Annotated in this window: 9 protein-coding genes; 3 read left to right on the top strand and 6 right to left on the bottom strand. The window is 32.2% G+C overall.

Annotated elements, in window-relative coordinates; genetic code table 11:
- The first annotated feature begins 161 nt into the window (after positions 1–161).
- Positions 162–1,394 (top strand): diaminopimelate decarboxylase, encoded by a 1,233-nt coding sequence (gene lysA / locus Q1A73_RS14180; RefSeq protein WP_299606817.1) that lies wholly within the window; start codon positions 162–164, stop codon positions 1,392–1,394.
- An 83-nt stretch (positions 1,395–1,477) separates the two neighbouring features.
- Here lysA and Q1A73_RS14175 read toward each other — a convergent pair whose 3' ends face one another.
- From Q1A73_RS14175 to guaA, 5 genes are all read right to left on the bottom strand, one after another.
- Positions 1,478–2,797 carry a hypothetical protein gene (locus tag Q1A73_RS14175; RefSeq protein ID WP_299606816.1) on the bottom strand — a complete coding sequence of 440 codons (1,320 nt, stop codon included), beginning with the start codon at positions 2,795–2,797 and terminating at the stop codon, positions 1,478–1,480.
- Positions 2,798–2,905: 108 nt separating this feature from the next.
- Positions 2,906–3,130 (bottom strand): DUF3820 family protein, encoded by a 225-nt coding sequence (locus Q1A73_RS14170; protein WP_299606815.1) that lies wholly within the window; start codon positions 3,128–3,130, stop codon positions 2,906–2,908.
- 21 nt (positions 3,131–3,151) lie between these two features.
- Positions 3,152–3,685: a hypothetical protein gene (locus tag Q1A73_RS14165; RefSeq protein ID WP_299606814.1), complete on the bottom strand. Its 534-nt coding sequence runs from the start codon at positions 3,683–3,685 to the stop codon at positions 3,152–3,154.
- 361 nt (positions 3,686–4,046) lie between these two features.
- Complete coding sequence (locus tag Q1A73_RS14160; RefSeq protein ID WP_299606812.1) at positions 4,047–6,230, bottom strand: LysM peptidoglycan-binding domain-containing protein; 2,184 nt, start codon at positions 6,228–6,230, stop codon at positions 4,047–4,049.
- Between the two features lie 44 nt (positions 6,231–6,274).
- Positions 6,275–7,807 carry a glutamine-hydrolyzing GMP synthase gene (gene guaA / locus Q1A73_RS14155; RefSeq protein ID WP_299606810.1) on the bottom strand — a complete coding sequence of 511 codons (1,533 nt, stop codon included), beginning with the start codon at positions 7,805–7,807 and terminating at the stop codon, positions 6,275–6,277.
- 134 nt (positions 7,808–7,941) lie between these two features.
- Here guaA and Q1A73_RS14150 point away from each other — a divergent pair, with 134 nt between their 5' ends.
- Positions 7,942–8,715: a dienelactone hydrolase family protein gene (locus tag Q1A73_RS14150; protein ID WP_299606809.1), complete on the top strand. Its 774-nt coding sequence runs from the start codon at positions 7,942–7,944 to the stop codon at positions 8,713–8,715.
- Positions 8,716–8,732: 17 nt separating this feature from the next.
- On the opposite strand, the gene Q1A73_RS14145 is transcribed toward Q1A73_RS14150, so the two are convergent.
- Positions 8,733–9,752, bottom strand: a complete 1,020-nt coding sequence (locus Q1A73_RS14145; protein WP_299606808.1) for a ThuA domain-containing protein — start codon at positions 9,750–9,752, stop codon at positions 8,733–8,735.
- 355 nt (positions 9,753–10,107) lie between these two features.
- On the opposite strand from Q1A73_RS14145, the gene Q1A73_RS14140 reads away from it, so the two are divergent.
- Positions 10,108–11,958 carry a tetratricopeptide repeat protein gene (locus tag Q1A73_RS14140; RefSeq protein WP_299606806.1) on the top strand — a complete coding sequence of 617 codons (1,851 nt, stop codon included), beginning with the start codon at positions 10,108–10,110 and terminating at the stop codon, positions 11,956–11,958.
- Positions 11,959–11,961: the final 3 nt, after the last annotated feature.

The raw sequence follows: 11,961 nt of genomic DNA, 5'->3' as shown, positions 1-11,961 counted from the left end.
CTAAATAAACAACTAGCTTGTGTATAATATCTGTTCAAAAATCGAAAATTCGTTATTTAGCATCGTTTTTTTTTAGGTTTACATAATTTTATACTAATTACGCGCCGCCTAGAGATAATCTCTAGTAAAAATGGTAATTTCGTAAGCCAAATTAAAGTAAAATGGAAAACACAAATTTATTAGCAATCGCAAAAGAGTTTGGGAGTCCAGTATATGTGTATGACTCCGAAAAAATTGTTTCACAGTATGAGCGTCTTACTAATGCTTTTAAACAGGTGAAACATTTGAAACTTAACTATGCAGTCAAAGCGTTATCTAATATTGCGATACTAAAGTTAATGAATTCATTAGGCGCTGGATTAGACACAGTATCAATTCAAGAAGTAAAACTTGGACTTGCAGCTGGTGTAGCTCCTGCTAACATCATATTTACTCCAAACGGAGTGTCTTTAGAGGAAATTGAACAAGTTTCTTCGATGGGAGTTCAGATTAACATCGATAACTTATCCATTTTAGAACAATTCGGAACGAAACATCCAGATGTACCTGTTTGCATTCGTATTAATCCACATGTAATGGCAGGTGGGAATAGTAAAATTTCTGTTGGTCATATCGATAGTAAATTTGGAATTTCGATACATCAAATTCCTCATATCCTAAGAATTGTAGAGAATACTGGCATGAATATTAACGGTATCCACATGCATACGGGTAGTGATATTTTAGATATTGACGTTTTTCTTTATGCTAGCGAGATCTTATTTGAAACTGCTAAGCACTTTAAAAATCTGGATTTTATAGATTTTGGAAGTGGTTTTAAAGTGCCTTACAAAGAAGGTGATATCGAAACTAATATAGAAGAGTTTGGTAAGAAACTAACCAAACGTTTTAATTCTTTCTGTAAGGAATATGGAAAAGAATTAATACTAGGTTTTGAGCCTGGTAAATTCCTGGTAAGTGAGTCTGGTTATTTTCTTGCTGAAGTAAATGTTGTAAAGCAGACAACCTCAACAGTTTTTGCAGGTATTGATAGCGGTTTTAATCACTTAATCAGACCGATGTTTTATAACTCTTATCACGAAATCATAAATATCTCAAACCCTGATGGAAGGGAGCGTTTTTACTCTGTAGTAGGTTACATCTGTGAGACAGATACGTTTGCAACAAATAGGAGAATTCCAGAAATTACCGAAGGAGATGTTATTGCCTTTAAAAACGCAGGAGCTTATTGCTTCTCTATGGCTAGTAATTATAATTCTCGTTTTAGACCTGCAGAAGTACTTTGGCATAATAACAAAGCACATTTGATTCGTAAGCGAGAGACTTTTGAAGATTTAACTAGAAACCAAGTTGATGTTGATATTTTTGAAAAGGTAACAGAATCAGCTTCATAAACTTAGATTATTTTATAGAACAAAAGAAAGGGACGTATTTTTAGAAATATGTCCCTTTTTTATTTGTGAGTTTACTGTAGAAATTAAAACTTCTCGGAAGATCCAAAAATTTTTCCTTTAATATTCGGGAATGCTTTTTTTAACTTTTCTATTTCGCTTCTAGGACAAAATCGACTCACTTCAATCTCTTTTAGATTTGTACACTTAAGCAAGGGATCTAGATTATTGATTTTTTCGTTATCACGAATATTAAACTTTTCTAGTTTCTTAAGATAACCTACAGGTTCCAGATTATCGAATGTGTCATAATATCCAGATATAGCAAGTTCTTTCAGATCCGTAAGGTCTTTTAAAAACTCGATACTTTCTAAATCAGCCTGAATTAATTCTAAGGCTTCTAGATTAGGAAGATTTTTTAATAATTCATAATTATCAAACCGTGTAAACCTTATAGCTGATAGTTTTTTCAACTGAACTGATTTATTAAATATTGCCAAATCAATCTTAGGAAGTTTAGGACTACCATTAATAAAATAAACATCCTCTATATTGGTTAATTTTCCCAATGCATTTAGACTTTTCACTTTACTCTTTTCTGAGCGCGATATACTCAATATTTTTATCCATTTCAATTTTTCACAGATGATATCAAAATCTTCTTGAGTCATTTTTTCGAGAACTAGAGAAATCACCTTATTCTCCTTATCACTTTCTGCATTGACTGCTTCAATTGTAGTTAGATTAACACCTTTAATTTCTATAGTAGTTCCAAAAGCCCCCATATAAGTGGTCATTAAAACTTCTCCAGGTTCTAATTTCTTTGGTGATTTTTGGGTAGAAGCAGCTTTTCTAGATATAAAGTTTTTAGCTTTAGCGTTTAAAAAACCAACTCCTGAAGAAAAGAATGCTACTTTAACTCTTAGATTATGAGAAACATCTTTCTTAGATGTATATAACAACTCATCATTTATTTTATAACTGATAGTTGCACCTACTTTTTCTATTTTGACAATATCACCCTTTTTACATTTTCTACCTGTTTCAAGGACAACTTTATCTCCTTCGACAATAATTGCTTTTCCAGATTTAAATCTTATACCGTACGTTACTTTTTCCCAATTAGCTATTTTAGTAACCTTGGTTAAACCAATAATTTTAGATTGTTTAGGTTTCTGTAGCACAGCAGTCATCCATCCATCACTATTTAATCCTAATACCTTATTAGAGGTAGCTCCAGCATCCCACAATAAACCTCCTTCGAATTTAGAGATATACTTATTTTTTACGGTAACATTTTTTTTGTTTACCCAAGTAATAGATTTTTGCCCATAAAGTATAGCACATTGAGCAAAAAAACACACTATTAAAAAAGCAAAACCCTGATGCTTTTGTTTAAGAATCATAATTATATTTTTAAGGTAAATTACAACTTAAAAATTAAATTTATTCAGCTTAAAAAGAAGTGTATTTAACTTTAACGAATGTTTAATCAGATGAAATCAAATTTCAGATCACATTTTTTGAATGTTTCTGACTAGGTATTCGAGTCCATTTAGCTTCAATTCATAAACTGTTTGCATTTGCGCTCCCAGTGTTCCTTTAGGGAATCCTTTATTATGATACCAAACGATGTAGTATTCTGGCAAATCAATGAGATATCGATCTTTATATTTACCAAAAGGCATTTTGGTATGCGCCAGTTTAATTAAAAAGTCTTTTTGAGTTTGAGAATTCATTAAAGAGATAACATAGGGTATTTATTTAGAATAAGCTCTATAATACCACATTAGGTTTTTAACCTTCTTTTCCCATTTTTCTTGATTCACTTTATTTTTAGAATGTTCGGTTTCGATATCATAGAGTTCTTGCATATTAATCCTCATACGCTCGACTCTTTTGTACATTTTATTTAAATCTTTACGAACATTCTTTCCAGGCTTATATTCCTTTAATTTTTTGCGCATAATTCTGGCATGCAACTCCGAAATATCAAAATGCAGTTGTTCATGCTCTAGTAAGTATTTAGTTAACTGCCCTCTCTTTACCCATGATAATGATGGATAACAGAAACTGTCCACTTCATATTTTAATTCAATCTTCCCATAATCCTTACTTATAGACCATTGATAAGTTATTCCGGTATTTACACTAGCATCAAAACTACTGTTCATTTTAGGTTCTCCCCTAAAATCCGACCATTCCAACTTACTTTTTTCCGCATAAGAAAAACGCTCTACATATCCATGACTAGCAAAAAATAAAACTAAGAGAATAGTAAAAAATTTACCCATAATTGCAATAATTATGCCCGGCTAAAGTTGTTATTTTTCCACAAAAACACCCAAAAATACAATACGGGGCTAAGTATTGCATATGTATGTTTAAATAGATTCTTATTTGTTTTCAGATATAAAATCTTATATCTATCCCAATTGAAACAATTTATCTAAATTTTGTGTAAACTTTGATTTATCAAAATTGCCATAATCACTATATCAATTTCCGTACCACGACTAAAATTAACTGTAAGTTTAATCAAAGTTTAGGTGCAAAGTATCATCTACGTTTTAACAATACTTTGTAAATAGCATCTAAAAATAAAAAAAATGATTCTAAAAACCTCTAGAAAATTAATTATTGATCAAATAATTTTTATTCGATAACCGTTAATTTTAATTCATCATCAAATTTAATGATGTAAGAAGCCTTATTATAATAGCCTCCTAAAAGCTTTTTCGCATAATTAAATTTATTTTCAACATACTCCGTAGTTCCTTCAAAAGTAGCTGCGTGATATAAATCATCCGCAGATCCCAATCGCATCAAAATATCATACGTAATATCAAAACCGCGTACAGTATATTTACTAGGAATAGTTCCGAATTCTTTCTTATACCTAGCTACGAAAGGAGTCATTGATGTCTCATCGTAATTATCATATTCCTTATCAATAGAAGGATAATGTAAATGTAAATTTGATAAATATTCATTCTTTACACTATCATCATCAAAAGCATTATTTTTATCTGTTGTGAATAATGTAACCTTATGACTTTCTACTTTTGCATTTAATAAAGTTGTAACATTACTAATCATAGCTACATCATCAGATTCAATAAAAACCCAATTTGGTTTATTTTTAGCTAATGCTTTATTTAGATGCACTTCATACACATAATTACCTTCCTCTATTCTAGCTATTTTTGCATCTGGAAACTTGGCTACTAATTTGTCCTTGATTTCTTGATGCTTAGGCTTCATTGGTTCTCCTTTCTTCTTTCCTTGCTGCACGATAATAACAATATTTTTATCAGTAGAATCTTTGGCTACATAATTTATCATTTTATCCTGAAGCATTACATCTGTCGGAATAGTTTGAAAGAAATTACTGTATAATTTTGATTCTCTATTAGAAATAGGAGAGATAACAGGTGTTTCATACTTTTTTAACTCAGCAGCTACCGCTTCTACATTTGCTTGATATAATGGTCCTATTACAACATCTAATTCATCGAAGTTATTTTGATCAATCAATCGTTTGATATGCACAGTATTCTTATTTCTTTGCGTATCATACACTGTTGCATCAATACTTAGACCTTTCGTTTTAGCAGAATCTATGGCCATTTGTACCCCTTTATAAAAGTCCAAGGCAACTCTGGTTCCTCTAGCATCTCTGGTTTTCAAGAAATCCTCCGTCTGTTGTCTTGCTTCCAGATCTAAGGTATCCAGTCCAAAAGGTAGCATTATAGCAATCTTTTTAGCCTTAAAGTTAGACAACATATTCTCCAATGGAACAATTTTTTTCTCTGGAAAATCTATCGCTAATGAATCTGCAGTATCTTTTTTAGGTAATGTTAAAACCATTCCTATTTTTAGACCATCCCTTGCATAAGGATTTAAACTAAACAGAGAATCCGAAGAAATTTGTGCTCGTCTTAGAACACTATAAAATCCTTCTTTAGGCTTTACTTCATACAATTCAAATTTATCCTCGTCGATAACCTCTCCTAAAGGTACAAATATCGTAGTAGGAACTAAAATTTCCATTCCAATAGGAAAATTTGGATCCATTTCGGGATTTAGCTGATTTAGCTCACCAACGGTAATACCATGTCTTCTTGCTATACTATATCGTGTATCTTTGGGCTTAACAATATATTTAGTAGTAGTAGAAACTCTAGAACCTAAACTATCTTTTGGAATTTCTCTAGAAACCGTAGTTTGTTCTGCAAACACAGGAATTCTTAGTTTATCTCTTTTACGAATTTGCTCTGAATACAATCGCTTATTATGCTTTTTAATATCATCTATAGTAATATCGTATTTCTGAGCAATCCCAAATAAGGTTTCTTTTCTTCTAACCTTATGAGTTTTAAATCTAATTATTTGTTTTATCTCTTCTAAAGGTTGTATGCTATCTAAAACAGGATCACTTACTTCAGTTGAAGTTTCGGTATCCTCTTTTTTCTTTAAAACAGCAACTCTTAGAATTTGACCTAGATTAATCCCGTTTACTGCATCTGGATTCAAATTATAAATAGCTTCTTGAGTTGTGTTATATTTTTGGGATAAATTAAATACTGTATCTCCTTCCCCAACAATATGAATCTGATATTCCTGATCGTCAACAACTGGAATTGCTAGAATTTGTCCTTCTTTAATACCCTCTTTTGCAGTTGGGTTTATCTTATAAATTGCTTCTGGAGTTGTATTATATCTTTTTGCAATTCTATATACATTTTCTCCTTGAACAACTTTGTGACTTTTATACTGTTGAGAAAAACCAACAGTGGTTATAAAAATCATAAAAAAGAACAACAATACTTTTTTCATTCGATTTATTTTTAATGAACCTAATCCCCAAAGGATCTATTATATTACTCCCACTCGATAGTCGCTGGCGGTTTAGAGCTAATATCATATACTACTCTATTAACGCCTTTTACCTTATTTATTATCTCATTTGAGGTTTTTTGCAAAAACTCATAGGGCAAATTAACCCAATCTGCAGTCATACCATCTGTACTTTCTACGGCTCTAAGTGCCACACATTTTTCATATGTTCTTTCATCTCCCATTACTCCAACACTCTGTACTGGCAATAAAATTGCTCCAGCTTGCCAAACTTTATCATAAAGTCCGTTTTCTTTTAAACCATTTATAAAAATAGCATCTACTTCTTGCAAAATACTAACTTTTTCTGGAGTTATGTCTCCTAATATTCTAATTGCTAATCCAGGTCCAGGAAATGGATGTCGTCCTAGGAGTTCTGGATCAAGTCCCATAGAACCTCCCACTCTTCTTACTTCATCTTTAAACAACATTTTTAGAGGCTCTACAACTTTTAGTTTCATAAAATCTGGCAATCCTCCAACATTATGATGAGATTTGATCGTTGCTGATGGTCCTCCATTTACAGATACAGACTCTATAACATCTGGGTAAATCGTCCCTTGTGCCAACCACTTAGCATCTTCTATCTGGTTTGCTTCATCATCAAATACTTCAATAAAAACTCTTCCTATTATTTTTCGTTTTCCTTCTGGATCACTTTCACCTGCTAGAGCTTCCAAAAAACGTGCCGAAGCATCTACTCCTTTTACATTAAGCCCCATTCCTTCGTATTGTTGCAATACAGACGCAAACTCATTTTTACGAAGTAGACCGTTATTTACAAAAATACAGTGAAGATTACTTCCGATAGCTTTATGCAATAATACAGCAGCAACCGTAGAGTCTACTCCACCACTTAATCCGAGAACTACCTTATCATCCCCTAATTTCTCTTTTAATTCGTTTACTGTTGTATCTACGAACGAGTTGGGTGTCCAATCTGGTTGAATTTTTGCAATCCCTATCAGAAAATTATCTAATAACTGTTTACCATCAGTAGAATGATATACTTCTGGATGGAACTGAATAGCATAAGTTTCTTCATTTTCAATTTTATAAGCTGCATTAGCTACATCTCCTGTACTCGCTAACAAAACAGCCCCTGTAGGTAATGATTTTATAGTATCACTATGACTCATCCATACTTGCGACCCTACTGAAATTCCGTTAAAAAATTCCTCTCCATCCTTAATGAATGACAAGTTAGCTCTTCCATATTCTCGTGTATTAGAAGGTGCTACTTCTCCTCCACTAAAGTGAGCTAAGTACTGAGCTCCATAGCACACTGCTAATAAAGGTTTTTTTCCTCTTATCTCCGATAAATCGGGATGTGGAGCATCTTCTCCTCTTACAGAAAAGGGAGATCCTGAAAGGACTACTGCTTTAAAATCTGATAAATTTTCTGGTAATTTATTATACGGGTGGATTTCACAATAAATATTTAGTTCTCTAACTCTTCTAGCAATTAGTTGAGTATACTGTGATCCGAAATCTAAAATGAGTACGTTATTTTGCATAGGCAAAAATAAAATTAAATTACAACCTCCGAAATCCTATTTGATATAATTTTCAACTTCCTGTATTATTTTATAAAGACCTCGTTAATTGATTAAAAAAATAACGACATAGTTAGTATATTTATAGAAAAACTATGAAATCTTCAATCTTATACTGCATTTTTTGTTGTATTGTTTTTATTAACTGCACATCATGCAAAAGTGGGCTGGATACTAGAGGAAAAGCAAATTACGTTAGTAGTATCGATGCAACTTCCTTTAAAGCAATCCCTTTATCACCCGGTAATCTTATTAGCACTATAAAAGTAAACGACAAAGAATCCGAATGGAAATATGATTTAACAATTCCAGAAATTCAAGAAGGAGAAAAAGTACCTTTATTTATTGTTCTCCATGGAGGTGTAGGCAGTAAAAACTACACAAAATTTAGTAATTGCCTTGTAACTCCTGGTTTGCAAGATGCAGGAGGTTTTGTTTTTAGTCCTTCTGGTGCTTGGCGTACCTGGACATTGGATTACCTGGAAAAAAGAATCTTGGATTTTATAGATTTGGCTAAAGAAAATTGGCCTATTGATCCAAACAAAATAGTACTGGTAGGATATAGTAATGGTGCCATCGCTGGCTGGCAGTATGCCAACGATTACAAAGATATCTTTTCGGCAATGATTTTAATGGGATCGAACTGCAAAGTAGAAGAGAAATTAGAGATTCCTATATATGTAATTCAAGGAACTGAGGATAAATTCTTCCCTATCAAAAAGGTTCGAAAAAGAATAACAGAGGCAAAGGCACTTGGGTGCAATATCACCTTTGTAGAGGCAGAAGGGAATACTCACATCAAAGCCTGTGAATACAAAGACATCCTGAAAACCAGTATTCCATGGTTACAGAATGAGGTCTGGAATTAATTTATTTAGATGATATTCTAATTCCTTTTTACAAATTTAAAAGTGCTTTGTTCATTATTAGATATGAGACTTCCTATATATAAACCGCTAGCTAATTTTTCGAGGTTAATATCTGTATAGGGAACTTCTGCAGGAATTTCACTTTTATAAACAAGCTTTCCATTTACATTATAAATCATTAATGATTTAGAACTAAGCATTCCTGAAGTAGAAAGTCGCATAACGTCTTGAACTGGGTTTGGGGCAATCTGAAGGGGTATTTTTTGCTCTGGATTACCAACACTTAACGTATTGCCAATAACATATTTAATACCTTCCTCTACATGCTTTATAAAATTTGTGTTGTTTGTATAATCACTCGAATTGTGCCCTAAAGCTGTATAAAAAGACCTTCCTCCTGCATATTCTTTATACCAGGAAATGGGTCTCGCCTCATCATAATCATTAGAACCTGTAGATTCAACCATTAATACATCTATATTACCATTAAACAGCTGCCCTCCATTATTCTTCCAGTAATAATATTCCTCCGATTTATTCCAAATATCACCAACGTTTCCAATAAAATCTACAGATGGATGGGAATTTACAATAGTCATATCTGCATTAAAATTATTACTGGTATGATTAGGGCCGGATTGTACAATACCACCAACGAGCTCATTATAAAAAGGCCAGCTTCGATCTCTGTATGTATCAGTAGCCGCATGAATCCCCAGGAAACCACCACCGGAGGCTATAAAATTTTCAAAAGCTTCCCGTTGAGAAGCATTCAATAAATTATTACCACTCGTATTGCACCAAATAACGGCTGCATATTGAGACAGATTAGCATCTGTAAAAGCATTTGCATCATCAGTATCATCAGTTATCCACAAACCATTATCATTTCCTAGATCTCGAATCATTGTAATTCCAGCACCAATTGAGGGATGTGTAAAACCATTAGTTTTAGTAAACACTAATACCTTTTCCTGAGCAAAAAGGTTCATAGTTAATATCAACAATAAGGCTGTAAAAAGAGTATATAATTTCATGACGATTGGAGTTTGTTATCATAACGTTATTATCTAATTAAAATTATTTAATCCGTAATATTACCCCTAATCTAATTAAGGTTTTGCGTTTATAAATGATATAACACATATGTATTAAAAAGTAAGACCTCAAAACAAACCACTATGAAAAACTGTTATGCACAACACTAGTATTCTATTTACCAGGCACTCTTTTCTATCTACTTTTTTAATCATATCAAATTAAGCTAAAAGCCAACAGCTGTGTTCAATAAGAATCTTAATTTTAAGATTACATTACCTATGTGTTAACGACCATCAAGTTTTTGAACAATAAATTATTTTTGCCCCTCTTTTAACCTCCATACCCTAGATAATGAAGTTTTTTGATGCAAGAAGCATACTCTGTTTAGTGATATTAGTTTATACTAATGCTTCAGCACAAAATCAAAAAATAGTAGATAGCCTATATCGAATAACAAAGAATAAAAACACTCCCGACACCACTTTAATCAAAGCCTTTAATGATATTGGAATACAATACGCTACTTCGAATTCATTTTTAGCTAAAAAACAAATTAGAGCAGCTTTAAAAATAGCTCAAAATATTAACAAACCGCGAGGGATGGCTGGTTCTTACAACTGTCTTGGGGTAGTATATTATTATCAAAAAGAATATGATTCTGCATTAGTTCATTTTGAGAAAGCCTTGAAAATCAACCAAGAAATAGGGCATTCTTGGGGGCAAGCTTCTGCATTTCACCAAATTGGTGTAGTTCATAATCATTTAAATCAATACTATGATGCTATTGAAAGCTTCAACGCAGCTGGCAACATATTCATATCATTAAATGATTCTATCTCTTATATAAAATCCATTGAAAATACAGGGGTTTCATACAGTCTCATGAAATACCAAAAGAAAGCGTTAGAATATTATATAAAAGCAAATCAACTATATGAAAAATTAAAAAATAAGTCAGGTGTCGCCCGTACCTACTTTAAGATTAGCAATATATTAATAAAACAAGAAGAGTACGATAAAGCATTGAAATACTTAGAGGAATCACTACCTGTTATAAGAGAAACTGGAAACAAAACCCATTTAAGTGCAACTCTAAGAAATATAGGAATTAGTTATAATGGCTTGGGTAATCATACTAAAGCATTAAGTTACCTCCAAAAATCTTTATCATTTAGAATAGAAAGTCCAAAAACGATTGCGTTAATAGAATCGGATATTGGTAACACTTATTACCATATGAAACGCTACAACAAAGGACTTCTACACCTAAAACGAGCATTACAAAACTTCAGCAATAAAGGGGATCATATTCAAAAAGCAAGCACTCAAAATTATATTGCGAAATCATTATTAGAACTAAATCAACTAGACTCTGCCAATTATTATGCAGAAAAATCACTACGATCTGCAAAGATAGCTTTAGACCTCAACGCTGAAAAAGAAGCAAATAAAACGCTAGCATTATTAGCAGAAAAATCGAACAATAGTGTAGCTGCTTATCAATACTACAAAAACCTATCAAAAATTAAGGACTCGTTAGATTCCATAGAAAAAAAGGCGCAAGCTAGAGTACTAGAAACTCAATTTCAAACAAACAAAAAGGAACTTAAAATTCATGAATTAGAGAAAGAAAATGAATATGCAAAATCCAAAAATCTATTATTGACCTTGAGTCTTGGAATTGGAGTCTTAACACTTGGAATTTTCGTATTCTTTTTTAGAAAAAAATTTAAACTTAGTTGTCTCGAAAAAGCATTGTTAAACAAAGAATTAGATACTAAGAACAAGGAGCTAACCACCAACTCTCTTCGTCTTGTAAAAAAGAATAAAGTTTTAGAACACTTAAAAGAAGAGGTAGAAGTAATGAGATTTGCTGAAGATCAAAATGCACAATACAATTATCAAAAAGTACTTCAGATTATAAACTTCGATTTTAAAGATGATCATCATTGGGATCACTTCAAAAAGCATTTTGAACAAATTCATAAAGATTTCTACAGCAAAATTAAAAACCAGTACCCTAATGTTACCACCAATGAATTACGTCTTATGGCCCTGCTTAAAATGAACCTATCCTCTAAAGAAATTGCCACCATTCTAAATATAACACAAGAAGGTGTTCGAAAAGCACGGTATCGATTACGTAAAAAACTGGAAATTCCAAGCAATAATGTTCTAATTGACATGATTCTAAACTTATAATAT

This window comes from uncultured Aquimarina sp. (assembly GCF_947492115.1).
Lineage (GTDB): Bacteria > Bacteroidota > Bacteroidia > Flavobacteriales > Flavobacteriaceae > Aquimarina.
Note: the sequence above shows the minus strand (reverse complement) of the source record. Positions and strands in the feature narration are given on the sequence as shown.

Bases quoted from the DNA above. Each gene is read 5' to 3' on its own strand.
- Q1A73_RS14175 (WP_299606816.1), bottom strand. From the start codon at position 2,797: ATGATTCTTAAACAAAAGCATCAGGGTTTTGCTTTTTTAATAGTGTGT.
- Q1A73_RS14160 (WP_299606812.1), bottom strand. From the start codon at position 6,230: ATGAAAAAAGTATTGTTGTTCTTTTTTATGATTTTTATAACCACTGTT.
- Q1A73_RS14145 (WP_299606808.1), bottom strand. From the start codon at position 9,752: ATGAAATTATATACTCTTTTTACAGCCTTATTGTTGATATTAACTATG.
- guaA (WP_299606810.1), bottom strand. From the start codon at position 7,807: ATGCAAAATAACGTACTCATTTTAGATTTCGGATCACAGTATACTCAA.
- Q1A73_RS14165 (WP_299606814.1), bottom strand. From the start codon at position 3,685: ATGGGTAAATTTTTTACTATTCTCTTAGTTTTATTTTTTGCTAGTCAT.
- Q1A73_RS14140 (WP_299606806.1), top strand. From the start codon at position 10,108: ATGAAGTTTTTTGATGCAAGAAGCATACTCTGTTTAGTGATATTAGTT.
- lysA (WP_299606817.1), top strand. From the start codon at position 162: ATGGAAAACACAAATTTATTAGCAATCGCAAAAGAGTTTGGGAGTCCA.
- Q1A73_RS14170 (WP_299606815.1), bottom strand. From the start codon at position 3,130: ATGAATTCTCAAACTCAAAAAGACTTTTTAATTAAACTGGCGCATACC.
- Q1A73_RS14150 (WP_299606809.1), top strand. From the start codon at position 7,942: ATGAAATCTTCAATCTTATACTGCATTTTTTGTTGTATTGTTTTTATT.